The 16,959-nt window shown below is 70.2% G+C and carries 17 protein-coding genes and 1 pseudogene; 11 read left to right on the top strand and 7 right to left on the bottom strand.

All coding sequences use genetic code 11. The features are described from left to right. Position 1: 1 nt before the first annotated feature. A complete protein-coding gene (locus G7071_RS07395) occupies positions 2–1,324 on the bottom strand; it encodes a M4 family metallopeptidase (RefSeq protein WP_166316826.1) in 1,323 nt (440 codons plus the stop codon). Between the two features lie 171 nt (positions 1,325–1,495). Here G7071_RS07395 and typA point away from each other — a divergent pair, with 171 nt between their 5' ends. Continuing rightward, entirely contained in the window at positions 1,496–3,385 is a 1,890-nt protein-coding gene (typA, locus tag G7071_RS07390; RefSeq protein WP_166316823.1) for a translational GTPase TypA, read from the top strand. Positions 3,386–3,590: 205 nt separating this feature from the next. Here the strand turns inward: typA and G7071_RS07385 are convergent, their stop codons facing one another. Then, positions 3,591–4,190 (bottom strand): rhomboid family intramembrane serine protease, encoded by a 600-nt coding sequence (locus tag G7071_RS07385; protein WP_166316820.1) that lies wholly within the window; start codon positions 4,188–4,190, stop codon positions 3,591–3,593. Positions 4,191–4,241: 51 nt separating this feature from the next. Then, the gene (locus G7071_RS07380; RefSeq protein WP_166316816.1) at positions 4,242–4,880 is read right to left on the bottom strand and encodes a hypothetical protein; all 639 of its coding nucleotides are present in this window, start codon (positions 4,878–4,880) and stop codon (positions 4,242–4,244) included. A gap of 103 nt (positions 4,881–4,983) precedes the next feature. On the opposite strand from G7071_RS07380, the gene G7071_RS19980 reads away from it, so the two are divergent. The 4 genes and pseudogenes from G7071_RS19980 to G7071_RS07365 all read left to right on the top strand — a co-directional run bounded on the left by G7071_RS19980 (position 4,984) and on the right by G7071_RS07365 (position 7,760). Then, positions 4,984–5,400 carry an acyl-CoA dehydrogenase family protein gene (locus G7071_RS19980; protein ID WP_425489419.1) on the top strand — a complete coding sequence of 139 codons (417 nt, stop codon included), beginning with the start codon at positions 4,984–4,986 and terminating at the stop codon, positions 5,398–5,400. Next, on the top strand, positions 5,397–6,143 hold the full coding sequence (locus tag G7071_RS19975) for an acyl-CoA dehydrogenase family protein (protein ID WP_425489418.1): 747 nt from the start codon (positions 5,397–5,399) through the stop codon (positions 6,141–6,143). Before G7071_RS19980 ends, G7071_RS19975 begins: the two co-directional genes overlap by 4 nt. A gap of 8 nt (positions 6,144–6,151) precedes the next feature. Then, positions 6,152–7,176: pseudogene (fgd, locus tag G7071_RS07370) on the top strand (glucose-6-phosphate dehydrogenase (coenzyme-F420)). A 59-nt stretch (positions 7,177–7,235) separates the two neighbouring features. After that, on the top strand, positions 7,236–7,760 hold the full coding sequence (locus G7071_RS07365) for a type 1 glutamine amidotransferase domain-containing protein (RefSeq protein ID WP_166316813.1): 525 nt from the start codon (positions 7,236–7,238) through the stop codon (positions 7,758–7,760). Here the strand turns inward: G7071_RS07365 and G7071_RS07360 are convergent. Continuing rightward, positions 7,757–8,446, bottom strand: coding sequence for a dihydrofolate reductase family protein (locus G7071_RS07360; protein ID WP_206062941.1), 690 nt, complete (start codon positions 8,444–8,446; stop codon positions 7,757–7,759). The genes G7071_RS07365 and G7071_RS07360 overlap by 4 nt on opposite strands. A gap of 32 nt (positions 8,447–8,478) precedes the next feature. On the opposite strand from G7071_RS07360, the gene G7071_RS07355 reads away from it, so the two are divergent. Both G7071_RS07355 and G7071_RS07350 read left to right on the top strand, forming a co-directional pair. Next, positions 8,479–8,718, top strand: coding sequence for a hypothetical protein (locus G7071_RS07355; protein WP_166316807.1), 240 nt, complete (start codon positions 8,479–8,481; stop codon positions 8,716–8,718). Continuing rightward, the gene (locus tag G7071_RS07350; RefSeq protein ID WP_246210561.1) at positions 8,715–9,380 is read left to right on the top strand and encodes a dihydropteroate synthase; all 666 of its coding nucleotides are present in this window, start codon (positions 8,715–8,717) and stop codon (positions 9,378–9,380) included. Before G7071_RS07355 ends, G7071_RS07350 begins: the two co-directional genes overlap by 4 nt. Here G7071_RS07350 and G7071_RS07345 read toward each other — a convergent pair. Then, the gene (locus G7071_RS07345; RefSeq protein WP_166316801.1) at positions 9,377–10,309 is read right to left on the bottom strand and encodes an alpha/beta hydrolase; all 933 of its coding nucleotides are present in this window, start codon (positions 10,307–10,309) and stop codon (positions 9,377–9,379) included. The genes G7071_RS07350 and G7071_RS07345 overlap by 4 nt on opposite strands. 33 nt (positions 10,310–10,342) lie before the next feature. Here G7071_RS07345 and kynU point away from each other — a divergent pair, with 33 nt between their 5' ends. Then, positions 10,343–11,572 (top strand): kynureninase, encoded by a 1,230-nt coding sequence (kynU, locus tag G7071_RS07340; protein WP_166316798.1) that lies wholly within the window; start codon positions 10,343–10,345, stop codon positions 11,570–11,572. A gap of 39 nt (positions 11,573–11,611) precedes the next feature. On the opposite strand, the gene galE is transcribed toward kynU, so the two are convergent. Then, the gene (galE, locus tag G7071_RS07335; protein ID WP_166316795.1) at positions 11,612–12,625 is read right to left on the bottom strand and encodes a UDP-glucose 4-epimerase GalE; all 1,014 of its coding nucleotides are present in this window, start codon (positions 12,623–12,625) and stop codon (positions 11,612–11,614) included. A gap of 42 nt (positions 12,626–12,667) precedes the next feature. Between galE and gmd the strand changes: the two genes are divergently transcribed. Genes gmd through G7071_RS07320 form a run of 3 tightly spaced genes read left to right on the top strand, consistent with a single transcriptional unit; the run spans position 12,668 to position 16,066 of the window. Beyond that, the gene (gmd, locus tag G7071_RS07330; protein WP_166316792.1) at positions 12,668–13,648 is read left to right on the top strand and encodes a GDP-mannose 4,6-dehydratase; all 981 of its coding nucleotides are present in this window, start codon (positions 12,668–12,670) and stop codon (positions 13,646–13,648) included. Continuing rightward, a complete protein-coding gene (locus G7071_RS07325; protein ID WP_166316789.1) occupies positions 13,645–14,577 on the top strand; it encodes a GDP-mannose 4,6-dehydratase in 933 nt (310 codons plus the stop codon). Before gmd ends, G7071_RS07325 begins: the two co-directional genes overlap by 4 nt. 55 nt (positions 14,578–14,632) lie before the next feature. Beyond that, positions 14,633–16,066, top strand: coding sequence for a sugar transferase (locus G7071_RS07320; protein ID WP_166316786.1), 1,434 nt, complete (start codon positions 14,633–14,635; stop codon positions 16,064–16,066). Here the strand turns inward: G7071_RS07320 and rfbA are convergent. After that, complete coding sequence (rfbA, locus tag G7071_RS07315) at positions 16,063–16,947, bottom strand: glucose-1-phosphate thymidylyltransferase RfbA (RefSeq protein ID WP_166316783.1); 885 nt, start codon at positions 16,945–16,947, stop codon at positions 16,063–16,065. The genes G7071_RS07320 and rfbA overlap by 4 nt on opposite strands. Between the last annotated feature and the right edge of the window lie 12 nt (positions 16,948–16,959).

Genomic DNA, 16,959 nt, shown 5'->3' with positions numbered 1-16,959 from the left:
CTCACCGCTCGTCCGACCCCAGCACGAGCGTCGCGAGGTCGTGGAGACCGGCGGTGAGCGCCTGTTCGGGCAGCGTCACCGGGTCTGCCGCGGCGATCTGGAACGTGTAGACGAACATGTCCGGCATCGGGCGGTATGTCGATGCGCTGGCCGCGGCAGCGTCGAGGTCCACCCGCTCCAGGAGCGACCGCACTCGTGCGTCCACGGCGATCTCGCCCTCCTGCACCCGGCCGGCGAAGCCGCCGGACCGCCTGACCCGCACGACCGCCGGCACCGGGGCCGGGGTGTCGGCGGGCTCCTGGGGCGGTCCGGTGGGACGTCGTGGTGGCAGGAGGCCCACCCCGACCGAGGCCCAGGCCTGCATCACCGCCTCGGCATGGTCGCCGGCCGCGGCGACGGTGGCTGCGGCGAAGGTGGAGAAGTCGGCGTCGGGGCGCAGGCCGCCCCGGGTGAGCGCGGAGTACCAGATCTGGCCCGCACCCTCGAGGCTCGTGCCCCCGATCGCCGTGGCCGCGAGGTGGAAGGCGCGGTTGGGGATGCCGGAGTTGAGGTGGACCCCGCCGTTGTCGTCGGTGGTGACCACGAAGTCGTCGAGGTGGGCGACCTGCGGGTCGCTGCCGAGCGCGGGGTCGTCGAAGGCGGTGCCGGGGCTGGCCATGTCGCGCAGGGCCCGGGCCCGGACCCCGGGGACGAACAGGCCCTCACCGATCAGCCAGTCGGCCTCGGCCGCGGACTCACCGGCGAGGCGTTGCTTGAAGCAGGCCGCGAAGACGTCAGCGAGCGACTCGTTGAGGGCGCCCGGCTGGTCGCGATAGACGAGGCCTGCTGCGTGCTCGATGACGGCGTGCCCGAACTCGTGCGCCAGCACGTCGCCCGCCTTGGTCAGGCGCTCGAAGACCATCCCGTCCCCGTCGCCGAAGACGAGGTGGCGCCCGTCCCAGAACGCGTTGGCGTAGTCGTGGCCGTAGTGCACCACCAGCGTCACCGGCGCCCCGGCGTCGTCATAGGAGGCTCGACCGAACCCGGAGGCGAACATCGCCAGGGTCTGCTCGATCCCCGCGGCCGCCTCGTCGACCGCCACGTCGACCGTGGTCGGCTGACCGGCTGATCGCACCGGTCGGCCCGGCAACTGCGTGGCGTTGTCGGCGTCGTGGACGGTCCACGGGGAGACCCCGACGGCCGAGGCCGCTCGGACGTGGGGCTCAGCTGCCCGGGCACTGCGCAGGGCGCGGATCTGGTCGTCGAGGTCCAGGGAACGCTCCGCACCGAGGCGGGCGAGCAGCCAGGGCGGGACGAACGTGCAGGCAGGCATCCGAGAGGTCATGGCCCATGTCTACGCCTCGCCACCGACGACGGCCAGGCTCTGCCCGCGAGGGGCCGTCGCCGACGAATCGGGCGTGCGAGCACACGCCACTACACTTCTTCACGGCCCGGACCGGGTCCGGGACCGGTGTTGCGGCCCCGTTCATCACTGCGAAAGCGATCCTCACCTCCGATGTCCCAGAAGCGCTCTGACCTCCGCAACGTGGCGATCGTGGCCCACGTCGACCACGGCAAGACCACGCTCGTGGACGCCATGCTCCGACAGGCCGGCGCCTTCACCGCGCACCAGGCCGAGAGTGTTGCGGAGCGGGTCATGGACTCCGGCGACCTCGAGCGCGAGAAGGGCATCACGATCCTCGCGAAGAACACGGCCGTGCACTACGCCGGCCCTGCCGGTGGCGGTGAGCCGATGGTCATCAACATCATCGACACCCCCGGCCACGCCGACTTCGGTGGCGAGGTCGAGCGCGGCCTGTCGATGGTCGACGGCATCGTGCTGCTCGTGGACGCCTCCGAGGGGCCGCTCCCGCAGACCCGGTTCGTCCTCCGCAAGGCCCTCAACGCCGACATGCCGGTGATCCTGGTCGTCAACAAGACCGACCGCGGTGACGCGCGCATCGCCGAGGTCGTCGACGAGACCTACGAGCTCTTCATGGACCTCCTCGACGACAGCCACAGCCAGGAAGCACTCGACTTCCCCGTCGTCTATGCGTCTGGTCGGGCCGGCATCGCGAGCCTCGAGCGCCCCGAGGACGGCACGATGCCCGAGGGCAGCGACCTCGAGCCGCTGTTCAAGACGATCCTGGAGACCATCCCGGCCCCGGTCTACACCGAGGGCGCGCCGCTGCAGGCCCACGTCACCAACCTCGACGCGTCCCCGTTCCTGGGCCGGCTCGCGCTGGTCCGGGTCCACGAGGGCACCCTCAACAAGGGCCAGACCGTCGCCTGGATGCGGCGTGACGGGTCGGTCAAGAACGTCAAGATCACCGAGCTCCTCGTCACCGAGGGCCTCGAGCGCCAGCCCGGCCAGTCGGCCGGCCCCGGCGACATCGTGGCCGTCGCGGGCATCCCCGAGATCACCATCGGCGAGACCCTGGCCGACGCCGAGAACCCGGTCGCGCTCCCGCTCATCCACGTCGACGAGCCGGCGATCTCGATGACGATCGGCACCAACACCTCGCCGCTCGTGGGCCGCACCAAGGGCGGCAAGGTCACCGCCCGTCTCGTCAAGGACCGCCTCGACCAGGAGCTCATCGGCAACGTGTCGCTGCGCATCCTCCCGACCGAGCGTCCGGACGCCTGGGAGGTCCAGGGCCGCGGCGAGCTGGCGCTGGCGATCCTGGTCGAGCAGATGCGTCGCGAGGGCTTCGAGCTCACCGTCGGCAAGCCGCAGGTGGTGACCAAGCAGGTCGACGGCAAGCTGCACGAGCCGTTCGAGCGCCTCACCATCGACGCACCCGAGGAATACCTCGGCACGATCACCGAGCTCCTCGCCTCCCGCAAGGGCCGCATGGAGTCGATGACCAACCACGGCACCGGCTGGGTCCGGATGGAGTTCGTGGTGCCTGCGCGTGGCCTGATCGGCTTCCGCACGCAGTTCCTCACCGACACCCGCGGCACCGGCATCGCGCACAGCATCTCCGAGGGCTACGAGGCCTGGGCCGGGGAGATTCGCTCGCGCACCAACGGCTCGCTCGTCGCCGACCGCAAGGGCGCCGCGACGGCCTACGCCATGACCAACCTGCAGGAGCGGGGCATCCTGTTCGTCGAGCCCACGACCGAGGTCTACGAGGGCATGATCGTCGGCGAGAACTCCCGTGCCGACGACATGGACGTCAACATCACCAAGGAGAAGCAGCAGACCAACATCCGGTCCGCCACCTCCGACAACTTCGAGAAGCTGATCCCGCCGCGCCACCTCTCCCTCGAGCAGTGCCTGGAGTTCTGTCGCGACGACGAGTGCGTCGAGGTCACCCCCGACGCCGTCCGGATCCGCAAGGTCGTCCTCGACGCCAACGCCCGCGCCAAGACCGCGTCCGTGGCCCGCAAGGCCAACAAGTAGTCACACCGTCCCCGTCGGCCCGTCACGCGTGAGCGTGGCGGGCCGATGTCGTTCCGCGGCCCCACCGGTCCCCGGGTGAGCGGTGCGTGAGGCTGGTTCTGGCGGCTGAGATCCAGCCTGTGCCACCGCCACGACGCGTGTCGCGGCACGACGCGCCCGGAAGCGGTGAGTGAGGCTGGTTCAGCCGCGGCAGAACCCGCCTCACTCACCGCCCGAAGGATGCGACGGCCCGCGGCCCCCGGTCAGCCAGCCACCAGGCCGCGAGCCCGCCTCCGACGGCACCGAACATGTGCCCCTGCCACGAGATCCCCGGCTGGCCCGGCAGCACGCCCCACAGGGCACCGCCATAGACGAGGAACACCACGACGCCGACGACGATCTGCCACGGATGGCGGGTGAAGAAGCCGCGCAGGATGAGATAGGCCAGCCACCCGAAGACCAGGCCCGACGCGCCGATGTGCACCGTCCCGGCGCCACCGAACAGCCACGTGCCGGCCCCGCCGACGATCCACACGATCAGGGTGAGGACCAGCCATCGGCTCACGCCCGAGAGCAGCACGATGAAACCCAGCACCAGCAGCGGCACGGTGTTGCTGATCAGGTGGCCGAAGCCCCCGTGCAGCAGCGGCGCGAACAGGATCCCGCTCAACCCGTCGGTGCTGCCCGGGCGGATCCCTTCGTCGTCGAGCCGCAGCCCCAGGGCGGCATCGGCGATCTCAAAGACCCAGAGCAGGCCGACGAAGCCTGCGCTCCAGGTCGCCGCCACGCCGACGCCGGGCCCTCGGGACTCGAGCTGATAGGTCATGTCGCGAGCCTACGAGGGCAGGTGGAAGCACCCGGCCGACCGACCGACCGGTCAGCGCAGCGCCTGCAGCCTCGGCCTCGCGGCCCAGGCCGCGTTGGCGCTGAGCGCGACGCCGATGAGTGCGGCCCCCAGCATCAGCACCTGGGCGGTCCGGGCCCAGTCCGGCAGGGCGTCCGCGAAGGGCATCCCGATCGGGTAGGCCACGAGCAGGACCGCCATCCAGCGGGCCACGACCCGCGTGAGGAGCAGTGCCAGTCCCAGCACCAGGAGCCCGAGCCCGAACGCGACCACGAACGCGCCCACGAAGCCGCGCAGGCCGAGGTCGTCTGAGACGGCGGCGAGCTCGACCGTCGTGATGGGCGCATGCAGGACCATCGCGCGGAAGAGGATCAGCAACGCGGCATACCCGGCCATCCCGATCGTGCCGAAGGCCAGCAGGGCACTACCGAGGACGGCGATCCGGGGCCGGTGGTGGAGCAGGTGGAAGAACGTGGGGATCCCGACGGTGAGCGCGAAGGCGGCGTACAGGAATGCGGCCGCAGCCATCAGCCACTGGTCGGGCTGCGCCTCGACGGTGCGCAGCAGGCCGGCGCCGCCGGACGAGGTGGGGAGGGACATCGCCCCCATGACCAGTGCGGTGGCACCCGTGGCGAGCGCAGCAGCGGTCCACGGAAGCCATCGGTCGGTCACAGGCGGTCACAGTACGGCGATGCGGAGCCCTGGCTGGCCTCGATAGCCCGCAAGTGGCCCGGATGGACTAGGCCGCAGGCACCTCCCGGTAGCCTCCGGAACCATGACAGCGTCGCGCAGCCTGCCGTCCGAGGAATCGATCGAGCTGCTCAAGCTGGTCCGCGCGATCGCGGCCAAGGAGCTCCTCCCCAGATCCGCCGAGGCGGAGTCCACCGAGACCTTCCCGCGCGACGTGTTCCGCCTGCTCGGGGACGCCGGCCTGCTGGGACTCCCCTATCCCGAGGAGTACGGCGGGGGCGACCAGCCCTACGAGGTCTATCTCCAGGTCCTCGAGGAGATCGGCGCGGTCTGGTCGTCGGTCGGGGTGGGTGTCTCGGTCCACGCGCTGTCCTGCTTCGGCCTCGCGAGCTTCGGCACCCCGGAGCAGCGCGAGGAGTGGCTGCCCGAGATGCTCGGGGGTCGCTCCTGGGCGCCTACTGCCTGTCCGAGGCCCACGCCGGGTCCGACCCGGCGGCGATGAGGACCACGGCCCGCCGCGACGGCGACTCCTATGTCCTCAACGGCGCGAAGGCCTGGACCACCCACGGCGGCCACGCCGACTTCTACAAGGTGATGGCCCGCACGTCCGACGACCGCAACGGCATCTCCTGCTTCCTCGTGCCGGCCGGCACCGACGGACTCAGCGCAGACCCGCCGGAGCGGAAGATGGGGCTGACGGGATCGGCGACCGCGACGATGCGCTTCGACGACGTCCGGATCCCTGCCAACCGTCGACTGGGCGAGGAGGGCGAGGGCCTCAAGATCGCACTGGCCGGCCTCGACTCGGGCCGGCTCGGCATCGCCGCCGTCGCCTGTGGGCTGGCCCAGGGGGCGCTCGACGCGGCCGTGGCCTATGCCCGCGAGCGGGAGACCTTCGGCAAGCCGATCATCGAGCACCAGGGTCTCGCGTTCGTGCTCGCCGACATGGAGGCCGCCATCCAGTCCGCGCGGGCCATGACGCTCCACGCGGCCCGTCTCAAGGACGCCGGCCGGCCCTACTCGCGGGAGGCCTCGATCGCCAAGATGGTCGCGACCGACAACGCCATGAAGGTCACCACCGACGCCGTGCAGGTGCTCGGCGGCTATGGCTACACGCGTGACTTCCCGGTCGAGCGGTTCATGCGCGAGGCCAAGGTGATGCAGATCTTCGAAGGCACCAACCAGATCCAGCGCATGGTGATCTCGCGTTCGCTGGCCAAGGACAACAACGGCTCGATCAGCTAAGGACCCCCATGCTCCGGTTCGGCTACAAGGCATCCTCAGAACAGTTCGCCCCCCAACACCTCGTCGACCTCGCCGTCCTCGCCGAGGACTCCGGCTTCGACTCGGTCTTCGTCTCCGACCACCTCCAACCCTGGCGCCACGACGGCGGCCACGCCCCCGCCGCACTCCCCTGGCTCGGTGCGGTCGCCGCGCGCACCAGCCGGGTCACCCTCGGCACCAGCGTCCTGACCCCGACGTTCCGCTACCACCCCGGCGTGATCGCCCAAGCCTTCGCGACCCTGGGCTGCCTGGCTCCGGGGCGGGTGATCCTCGGCGTGGGCTCCGGCGAGTCGATGAACGAAGCCCCCCTCGGGCTGCACTGGCCCGAGGGCAAGGAACGCTTCGCCCGCCTCAAGGAAGCACTCCAGGTCATCACCGCCCTGTGGGAAGGCGAACGCGTCACCTTCGAAGGCGACTACTACAGCCTCGACAAGGCCACCATCTACGACCTCCCCGAGACCCGGGTGCCCTTGTATGTCGCCGCCTCCGGCCCCGCCGCCACCCGCCTGGCCGGGCGGATGGGCGACGGTTTCATCTGCACCAGCGGCAAGGGCCGCGACCTCTACACCCAGACCCTGCTCCCCGCCCTCGCCGAGGGCGCCGGCAAGGTCGACAAGACCCTCGACGACCTCGACCTGATGATCGAGGTCAAGGTCTCCTTCGACCCCGACCTCGACCGCGCCATGGACGACACCCGCTTCTGGGGCGCCCTCGCGCTCTCCAGCGACGAGAAGACCGGCGTCGAGGACCCCGTCGAGATGCAACGCCTCGCCGACGCCCTACCCGTCGAACGCACCGCCTCGCGCTTCATCGTCTCCCACGACCCCGACGAGCACGTCGAACGCATCTGGGACTACGTCGACATGGGCTTTCGCCACCTCGTCTTCCACGCCCCGGCCCCGACCAGGAACGCTTCCTCGCCAGCTACGAACGCGACGTCCTGCCGCGGCTGCGCGCTCGCGCCGAGGCCCAGGGCATCGACCTGGCGGTCTGAGCCGGCCCCCCACCCCTACGAGTGTTGTCGGCCCCCGGCACGCGGACCATGGTGGAGGGATGACCAAGCGCATCGCATTCCTGACCGCAGCCGAGGGCATCGAGGCCGTCGAGCTCACCGACCCGTGGGACGCCGTGACCGGGGCCGGACACACGGCCGAGCTGCTCTCCCCAGAGTCCGGTGAGGTCCAGCTCTACAACCACCTCGACAAGGCCGAGACCCGGCCCGTGGACAAGACCGTCGCCGACGCCTCCGTGGACGACTACGACGCCCTGGTGCTGCCCGGCGGGGTGGCCAACCCCGACGCGCTGCGCACCGACGCCGACGCCGTCGCGTTCATCAAGTCCTTCGTCGACTCCGGCAAGCCCGTCGCCGCCATCTGCCACGCCGCCTGGACCCTCGTCGAGGCCGGCGTCGTCGACGGTCGACGGGTCGCGTCCTGGCCCAGCCTGCAGACCGACATCCGCAACGCCGGCGGCGAGTGGGTCGACGAGGAGGTCGTCGAAGACGGCAACCTCATCACCTCGCGCAACCCCGACGACCTGCCCGCGTTCAACAAGGCGCTGCTCGGCGCGCTGGGCTAGGGCCCGGGGTCGGGGTCGACCAACCAGCGGCCCAGCAGGGTGCCGTCCTGCTCCAGCAGCGACGCGAGCCGCAGGCGTACGTCGACGCCGACCCCCGCGGCGATCCGCAGCGACTCCCCGGCGACCAGCCGGGGAGTCTGCGTCAGGCACAGCTCGTCGACCACGCCGGCGGCCAGCATCGAGCCGAACAGCGCCGGCCCGCCTTCGCAGAGCTGGTCGCGCCAGCCCCTGGCTGCCAGCTCGGCCTTGAGGGCCACCAGGTCGACCTCGTCCCGACCGACGACCAGGACCCGGTCCTCGCCCAGCGCCTCGCGTGTCCGAGCCAGGCCGGGTGAGTCGGCACAGGTCGCGACGTGGACGAGGTCGGAGCCACGCACCGACGGCGGCACGTCGCCCGACCTGCTCACCACCACCAGCGGGAGCGTGGGTGGCTCATAGGCCTCGGCTCGTACGGTCCCGGCGCCCACCACCAGCACGTCGGCCCGGCGTCGCAGGAGGTGGAAGACCCGCTTGTCGGCCGGGTTGTTGATGCTCTTGCTGAGCCCGTCACCACCCTGGGCGGCGCCATCGAGGGTGCTGACGAAGTTGACCCGCAGCCACGGCTCCGACGGCGGCGCATAGACCTCGGCCAGGGCCCCGTCGTCGAGGTCGGCAAGCCGGACGAGGCTGAGGTCGCTGTCGCTCATGCCGGCCATCGTGCCGCACCTAGAGTGGCGTGGTGATCACGCTCGCCGACCTCGCAGCCCTGCAGCACGAGCACGCAGACGCCTGGTCGTCCACCGTCGATCCGGTGGTGCTCGCCGGCCCTGCTGGTGATGTCGTGATCGGTGAGGGTCCCGTGACGTTGATGGGCTGCATCAACCTGTCCCGCGACTCGACATACCGCGAGAGCGTCGCCACCTCCCCGCCGACGCCATCCGGATGGGCCGGATCCAGGCCGCCCAAGGGGCGTCCGTGATCGACCTCGGGGCCGAGTCGAGCAACGCCACGGCGGCGCGCGTCGGGGCGGACGAGCAGATCGCGACGCTGGTGCCGGCCGTCGAGGGCCTGGTCGAGCACGCGGTGGTGTCGGTCGAGACCTATGAGCCGCGGGTCGTGAAGGCGTGCCTCGCCGCTGGGGCGCGCGTGCTCAACATGACCGGGCGCGAGCACGAGGACGAGATGCTGACCCTGGCGGCCGAGCACGACGCCGCCGTCGTGATGTGCTTCGGCGAGACGGCCAACGTCCGCGAGGTCTCCGACGTCTCCCCCGACGCCGACCCGGTCCCGGTCCTGCTCGACCACTTCGGCGCGCGGCTCGAGCGCGCCCGGTCGCTGGGGGTCGACCGTGTCGTCATCGACCCCGGGATGGGCTTCTTCTACGGCAACCTCGTCGACCCGATGGTCCGCGTCCGCCACCAGACCAGGGTGCTGGCCCAGACCTTCCGGCTCCGGCCCCTGGGGGCGCCCGTCTGCAACGTGCTGCCGCACAGCTATGACATCTTCGGCGACGAGTTCCGCAAGGCCGAGGGCTTCTTTGCCGTCCTCGCCGTCCTCGGTGGCGCTCACCTGCTGCGCGTCCACGAGGTCCCCCACCTGCGCACGGTCCTCAACGCGCTCGAGCTGCTCGAGGTGCGCTAGCGCTCGGCCATCAGTGACCGGAAGCGGACATTCAGGTCGCTGACCGCGTCGGCCGCGGCCGAGCTGAAGGACACCATGTCGCAGAAGCCGTGGATCATCCCGTCGTAGCGGACCTGGTCGACGTGCACCCCCGCGGCGCGCAGCGCCTCGGCGTAGGCCTCGCCCTCGTCGCGCAGCGGGTCGAACTCGGCAGTCGCCACCAGCGCGGGGGCGACGTCCGAGACGTCACCGTGGAGGGGTGCGAGCCGCGCGAGATCGGTCTCGGGGTCGGCGTCGGCCGGCACGTAGTGGCCGCTGAACCACTCCATCATCGCTGCGGTGAGGAAGTAGCCCTCGGCGTTGTCGACCTTGGACGGATAGTCACCGAGGCCGTCGGTGGCGGGATAGATCAGGAGCTGAGCGGCCAGGACGTCGCCCAGGTGCTGGGCCACGACCGCCGACAGGTTGCCGCCGGCGCTGTCGCCGCCGATCGCCAGCCGCTCCCCGCCGCCGAGGTCGGCCAGGTGGGCCGCTGCCCATTCGGTCGCCGCCAGCGCGTCCTCGAGCCCGGCCGGGAACGGGTCCTCGGGGGCCAGGCGGTAGTCGACGCTCAGGACCGCGATCTCGGCGTCACGGCACAGCCGCCTGCAGGTCTGGTCGTGGGTGTCGAGGTCGCCGACGACGAAGCCGCCGCCGTGCAGGAAGACCAGCGTGTCCCACGGCCCCTCACCCTCGGGCTTGTAGAGCCGGGCATCGCGCTCGCCCGCGCCGCCGGGCACGGCCATGGGCGTGACCGACCCCACCGGCACGACGTCCTCGGGCTTGACCAGGTCGACCGACATCGCCCGCATGGCCCGGCGCCCCTCCTCGGGGCTGCCCTGGTCGATCGGCGGGTGGCCTGTAACAGCGATGAAGTCGAGCATGTCCTTGAGCTGGGGGTCCAGTGGCATGGGCACAATCTAGGTGCGTCGTACTCTGCGGGCATGCCCGACCCGACCCGTGACGCGTGCGAGACCCGCGACGCGCACGACCCCCTGCGCCCCTTCCGCGACGAGTTCGTCCTGCCCGACGGCCTGATCTACCTCGACGGCAACTCGCTGGGGGCGTTGCCCCGCCATACGGCCGAACGGGTGGCGCACGTCGTCACGCAGGAATGGGGCCAGGGCCTGATCAGGAGCTGGAACGACGCCGGCTGGTTCGACAAGCCACGGACCCTCGGCGACCGGGTGGGTGGCCTCATCGGCGCCGAGCCGGGGACGGTCGTGGTCTGCGACAGCACGTCGGTCAACGTCTTCAAGGCACTGAGTGCTGCCCTCTCGCTCCGACCCGACCGTGACGTCATCGTCGGTGACCGCGACAACTTCCCCACCGACCTCTACATCACCCAGGGACTCGCAGGAGACCACGAGCACCGACTGATCTCGGTCGACGGCCCGAGCCTGGCCGAGGTGCTCGACGAGCGGGTCGCGGTGGTGCTGCTCACCCACGTCGACTACCGCACCGGTCGGATGTATGACATGGCCGCCGTCACCGAGCAGGTGCACGCCGCCGGCGCGCTGATCGTCTGGGACCTGTGCCACAGCGCCGGTGCTCTGCCGATCGACCTCGACGGCTGTGGCGCCGACTTCGCGGTCGGCTGCACCTACAAGTACATCAACGGCGGGCCCGGCTCACCGGCGTTCATCCATGCCGCGACCCGGCACCACGAGGCGACCCAGCCGCTGTCCGGCTGGCACGGGCACGCCCGCCCGTTCGAGTTCACCGGCACCTACGAACCTGCCGCCGGCATCTCCCGCTTCCTGGTGGGCACGCCCCCGCTGCTCAGCTATGCCGGCCTCGAGGCGAGCCTCGACCTGTGGGACCGCGTCGACCTGACGGCCCTGCGCACCAAGAGCCTGGCGCTGACCGACCTCTTCATCGACCTGGTCGACAGCCGGCTCGGCGGCCGGGTCGAGGTGGCCACCCCCCGCGACCACGCCGTCCGCGGCAGCCAGGTCTCCCTGCGTCACGAGGACGGCTATGCCGTGATGCAGGCGCTGATCGCGCGTGGGGTGATCGGCGACTTCCGCGCGCCCGACCTCATCCGGTTCGGGTTCACCCCCCTCTACACCTCGTACGTCGATGTGTGGGACGCCGTCGCGACGCTGGCCGACGTCCTGGAGACCGAGGAGTGGCGCGAGTCCCGCTTCGCCAAGCGGCTGCTCGTGACCTGAGCACGCGCCGCAGCCCGTACCGTCGAGCCATCAGGCCGGTCAGGCCTTGAAGCCCTCCGGGTTCTGCGACTGCCAGCGCCAGGTGTCGGCGCACATCTCCTCGACGGACCGGCGGGTGCTCCAGCCGAGCTCGACGTTGGCCTTCGACGGGTCGGCGAACGAGGTCGCGACGTCGCCGGAGCGCCGGGCGACGACCTCGTAGGGCAGCTCGTGGCCGACGGCCTTCTCGAACGCGTGCAGCAGCTCGAGCACGCTGGTGCCGCGCCCCGACCCGAGGTTCCACACGCTGACCGGCTCGTGGGTGCGGGTGAGCTGTTCGAGCGCCGCGACGTGTCCGGCGGCGAGGTCCTCGACGTGGATGTAGTCGCGGACCCCGGTGCCGTCGACGGTGTCGTAGTCGTCGCCGAAGACGCTGAGCCTCTCGCGCTTGCCGACCGCGACCTGGGCGATGAAGGGCATCAGGTTGTTGGGGATCCCCGAGGGGTCCTCGCCGATGGTGCCCGACGGGTGCGCCCCGACGGGGTTGAAGTAGCGCAGCAGGGCCACCCGCAGGTGCGGGGCCGCCCTGGCGACGTCGCTGAGGATCTGCTCCTGCATCACCTTGGTCCAGCCATAGGGGTTGGTCGCATAGGTGCGCTGGTCCTCCGTGGCCCCCGCCTGCTCCTCGCCATAGACGGTGGCGCTGGAGGAGAAGACGAGCTTGGACACGTCGTTCTTCTGCATGGCCCGCACGAGGGAGAAGGTGGAGCCGAGGTTGTTCTCGTAGTAGTCGAGCGGCTTCGCGACGCTCTCGCCGACGGCCTTGAAGCCGGCGAAGTGGATCACCGCGTCGAAGTCCTCGGCCGCGAACAGGGCCTCGGTCTTGTCGTGGTCACACAGGTCGAAGGCGTGCAGCGGGACGGCCGTCCCGGTCAGCGCCTCGAGCCGCCCGAGCACCGTCGGGTGGGAGTTGCTGAAGTTGTCGACGATCACGACGTCGTGGCCGGAGTCGAGGAGCTGGATGACGGTGTGGGACCCGATGTAGCCGGCGCCGCCACTGACGAGGATCTTCATGGTGGGTGAGCCTACGGGCCGTGGCCTGCCACACTGAGCACCATGCCTACCGCACTCATCACCGGAATCACCGGCCAGGATGGCCTCTACCTCGCCGAGCTGCTGCTCGAGAAGGGCTACGAAGTCCATGGCGTGATCCGAGGACAGAACAACCCTCGCCGCGAGCTCGTCGAACGGCTCGTCCCCGACGTCAAGCTGCACAACGGCGACCTCACCGACCTCTCGAGCCTGATGCGTGCGCTGCGTGACTCCGAGCCCGACGAGGTCTACAACCTCGGTGCCGTGAGCTTCGTGGCCTATTCGTGGGAGAACGCGTTCGTCACCAGCGACGTCACCGGGCTCGGCGTCCTCAACATCCTCGAGGCGGTCCGGCTCCACGCCGGCTCCGACCCGGCGAGCATCCGCTTCTACCAGGCGTCGAGCTCGGAGATGTTCGGCAAGGTCCAGCAGGTGCCACAGTCGGAGGAGACGTTGTTGTGGCCGCGGTCGCCCTATGGCGTCAGCAAGGTCTACGGCCACTACATGACCATCAACTACCGCGAGTCCTACGGCATGCACGCCAGCTCCGGGATCCTGTTCAACCACGAGTCGCCGCGACGGGGTGAGGAGTTCGTCACCCGCAAGGTCAGCAAGGCGGTGGCGGCGATCAAGCTCGGGATGCAGGACGAGATCGTCATGGGCAACCTCGACGCCCGCCGCGACTGGGGCTTCGCCGGCGACTACGTCGAGGCGATGTGGCGGATGCTGCAGCAGCCGACGGCCGACGACTACGTCATCTCCACCGGTGAGACCCACTCCATCGAGGAGCTGCTCACGGTCGCCTTCGGACACGTCGGGATCAGCGACTGGCGCAAGCACGTGCGCCAGGACCCGGCGTTCATGCGGCCGGCCGAGGTCGACCTGCTCATCGGCGACGCGAGCAAGGCGCGGGACGTCCTGGGCTGGAAGCCCCAGGTCGGCTTCGAGGAGCTCATCACCATGATGGTCGACGCCGACCTCGCCGCTCTCAAGGCGGGCTGGTGACCCGAGCGCTCATCACGGGGGTTGGCGGCCAGGACGGCAGCTATCTCGCCGAGCGGCTCGTCGCCGACGGTGTCGAGGTGCACGCGCTGGTCCTGGACGAGGGGCGGCGACCGCCGTACTGCCCCAGCGAGGTGATCCTGCACCTCGGCGACCTCGCTGACGTCGAGGCCACCCGGAGGCTGGTCGTCGACCTGGCCCCCGACGAGATCTACAACCTGGCGGCGATCAGCTCGGTCGCGCAGTCGTGGTCGGAGCCCGACCTCGTCAGCCGGGTCAACGGCTTCGCCGCCGTCGCGCTGCTGGAGTCGGCGCGACAGGTCGGCGAGCACGTCCGCTTCGTCCAGGCCTCGAGCGCCGAGATCTTCGGGGAGCCTGCGACCAGCCCCCAGGACGAGGACACCCCCGTCGCCCCCACCAATCCGTATGGCGCCGCGAAGGCCTACGCCCACCTGTCGGTCGCCGTCCAGCGCCGGCGTGGCCTGCACGCGTCGAGCCTCGTGCTCTACAACCACGAGTCGCCCCGACGGCCCGAGCGGTTCGTCACGCGCAAGATCACTGCCGGCGTCGCCGCGATCGCCCAGGGACGCGCGGACGAGCTGGTGCTCGGCAACCTGTCGGCCCGGCGCGACTGGGGCTGGGCGCCCGACTACGTCGAGGCGATGCTCCTCGCGGCCCGCGCCGACGAGCCCCAGGACTTCGTGATCGCGACGGGGGTCGCCCACTCGGTGCGCGACTTCGTCGCCGCGGCCTTCCGCCACGCCGGGATCGAGGACTGGGAGGGGCTCGTCAGGAGCGACCCGGGGCTGACCCGACCGGCCGATGCGACGGAGCTGCGCGGTGACGCGACGCGGGCACGCGAGAGACTGGGGTGGCGCCCCTCGATGCAGTTCGATGAGATCGTGATCCGCATGGTGGACGCCGAGCAGTGAGACGGTGTTGGGTCGGCCGATGAGGTCGGGGAGCGCCGCCAGGAAGCGAGTCCCAGTGTGGTCGACCGACCTCGCTCGCCGGCGCGGGTTGCTGGCGATTCCGAGCGCGGCGGTCGTGACCGACGCGGCCGCCGTGACCCTGGCCGTGGTGATCGGAGTCCGGCTCCGGACCGCGCTCTCCGAATTCGGTCAGCCGCTTGTCTCCGACAGCTATGAGTGGACCGTCATCGTGCCGATCGTCGCGTTGTGGCTGCTGCTCATCACTGCGACCGGCGCCTACCGACGAGAGATCTTCGGCGCCGGCACCGATGAATACAAGCGCGTTGCTCACGCCTCCCTCCTCACTGCTGGAGCGGTGGGCATCGGCTTCTACCTCACGAAGTTCGAGTTCTCCCGAGGCCTCTACTTCCTGATGTTCGTCGCCGGCGTACCGCTGCTGGTGATCGGGCGCTACGCCCTTCGCTCGGTCCTCAAGGCCGTACGCCGACGTCGACTGTTGTGCCACCGGGTGCTGATCGCCGGCGGCCCGACGCAGATCGACGAGATCGCCAGGGTCCTGGCCCGCGAGTCCTGGCTCGGCTACGACGTGGTGGGAGTGCTGACGCCGGAGTCTGACGTTGCGACCCACACCCCGAGCGGACTGCCGGTTCGCGGCATTCCCCAGGACGTCGCTCGCATCAGCGCCGAGCTCAACGCCGACACCTTCTTCGTCACGGACGGGGCCTTCGCAGAACCCTCTTTCCTGAGGCAGGCCGTGTGGGACCTGGAGCCGCTGGCCGTCCAGGTCGTGGTCGCGCCGAGCGTGACAGACGTGTCCAGCGAACGAGTCAGGATCCGGCCAGTGGGAGGACTTCCCCTCATCCACCTCGATGCGCCCCGGTCGATCGCCGCAACCCGGTGGGCCAAGCGCGCCTTCGACCTGAGCGGCGCGAGCGCACTGCTGCTCGTCTTCTTGCCGCTGCTGGCCCTCGCCGCCATCCGGATCCGGCTCCACGACCACGGTCCGATCGTCTTCCGCCAGACGCGCGTCGGCCGGGACGGTCGCGAGTTCTCCTGCCTCAAGCTCCGAAGCATGGTCCTCGACGCGGAGGAGTGGTTGCCGACCCTGCACACGCAGACCGGCCACACCCATGGCATGTTCAAGATGGTCGACGACCCCCGCGTCACCCCACCGGGCGCTTGGCTGCGGCGCTTCTCCATCGATGAGCTGCCCCAGCTGATCAATGTCCTACGTGGCGACATGAGCCTCGTCGGCCCCCGGCCACCCCTGCCGGCTGAGGTGATGGCCTACTCCGACCACATGCATCGACGTCTTCGGGTGCGCCCGGGCATGACCGGGCTGTGGCAGGTGTCGGGCAGGTCTCGACTCTCCTGGGACGAGGCGATCCGGCTCGACCTCTACTACGTGGACAACTGGTCGATGGTCCAGGACCTGGTGATCCTGGCGCGCACCGTCCAGGCGGTGCTCAAGCGCGACGGTGCCTACTAGGAGGGCAACCCGCCGCTCTTCTCCTCGAGCAGTCCGAGGAGGTAGGCGCCATACCCGCTCTTGACGAGCGGCCTCGCCCGCTCGGCAAGCTCGTCGTCGCTGAGGAAGCCCATCCGCCAGGCGACCTCCTCTGGGGCGCCGACCTTGAAGCCCTGGCGGCTCTCGATCGTGCGGACGAAGTTGCTGGCGTCGTTGAGGGAGTCGAAGGTGCCGGTGTCGAGCCAGGCCGTGCCGCGGGCCAGCACCTCGACCTGGAGGCGACCCTGCTCGAGATAGCGCCGGTTGAGGTCGGTGATCTCGAGCTCCCCTCGCGGTGAGGGCTTCAGCTCGCGGGCATATTGGATGACGTCGTTGTCATAGAAGTAGAGCCCCGGCACGGCGAAGTGGGACTTCGGGTGCTCCGGCTTCTCCTCGAGCGAGAGCGCTCGACCGTTGTCGTCGAACTCGACGACGCCATAGGCGGTGGGGTCGGCGACGTGATAGCCGAAGACCGCTGCCCCCTCGAGCTCGGAGAAGCGCAGCAGGGTCGTGCCCAATCCGGAGCCATAGAAGATGTTGTCGCCCAGGACGAGGGCCGAGCGCTCGCTCCCGATGTGGTCGGCGCCGATGATGAACGCCTGGGCCAGGCCGTCGGGGCTGGCCTGCACGGCGAAGGTGATGCTCATGCCGAACTGAGACCCGTCACCGAGCAGCCGGTGAAAACCGTCGGCCTCGTGCGGGGTCGTGATGATCAGCACGTCGCGGATCCCCGCCAGCATCAGTGTGGAGAGCGGGTAGTAGATCATCGGCTTGTCATAGACGGGGACCAGCTGCTTGCTGATGCCCTGGGTGATCGGGTGCAACCGCGAGCCCGTGCCGCCGGCCAGAATGATTCCGCGCATGCGCGCACCCTA

The organism is Nocardioides piscis, assembly GCF_011300215.1.
In the GTDB taxonomy this organism is placed as follows: Bacteria; Actinomycetota; Actinomycetes; order Propionibacteriales; family Nocardioidaceae; genus Nocardioides; species Nocardioides piscis.
The sequence above is the reverse complement of the archived record's forward strand: the minus strand, read 5'-3'. Positions and strand labels throughout refer to the sequence as shown.

Excerpts from the sequence above, each read along its gene's own strand:
- G7071_RS07365 (WP_166316813.1), top strand. The coding sequence starts at position 7,236 with ATGACCAAGCGCATCGCATTCCTGACCGCAGCCGAGGGCATCGAGGCC.
- G7071_RS07345 (WP_166316801.1), bottom strand. The coding sequence starts at position 10,309 with ATGCCACTGGACCCCCAGCTCAAGGACATGCTCGACTTCATCGCTGTT.
- G7071_RS07360 (WP_206062941.1), bottom strand. The coding sequence starts at position 8,446 with ATGAGCGACAGCGACCTCAGCCTCGTCCGGCTTGCCGACCTCGACGAC.
- rfbA (WP_166316783.1), bottom strand. The coding sequence starts at position 16,947 with ATGCGCGGAATCATTCTGGCCGGCGGCACGGGCTCGCGGTTGCACCCG.
- G7071_RS19980 (WP_425489419.1), top strand. The coding sequence starts at position 4,984 with ATGACAGCGTCGCGCAGCCTGCCGTCCGAGGAATCGATCGAGCTGCTC.
- gmd (WP_166316792.1), top strand. The coding sequence starts at position 12,668 with ATGCCTACCGCACTCATCACCGGAATCACCGGCCAGGATGGCCTCTAC.
- typA (WP_166316823.1), top strand. The coding sequence starts at position 1,496 with ATGTCCCAGAAGCGCTCTGACCTCCGCAACGTGGCGATCGTGGCCCAC.
- G7071_RS07385 (WP_166316820.1), bottom strand. The coding sequence starts at position 4,190 with ATGACCTATCAGCTCGAGTCCCGAGGGCCCGGCGTCGGCGTGGCGGCG.
- G7071_RS19975 (WP_425489418.1), top strand. The coding sequence starts at position 5,397 with ATGAGGACCACGGCCCGCCGCGACGGCGACTCCTATGTCCTCAACGGC.
- galE (WP_166316795.1), bottom strand. The coding sequence starts at position 12,625 with ATGAAGATCCTCGTCAGTGGCGGCGCCGGCTACATCGGGTCCCACACC.
- kynU (WP_166316798.1), top strand. The coding sequence starts at position 10,343 with ATGCCCGACCCGACCCGTGACGCGTGCGAGACCCGCGACGCGCACGAC.
- G7071_RS07395 (WP_166316826.1), bottom strand. The coding sequence starts at position 1,324 with ATGACCTCTCGGATGCCTGCCTGCACGTTCGTCCCGCCCTGGCTGCTC.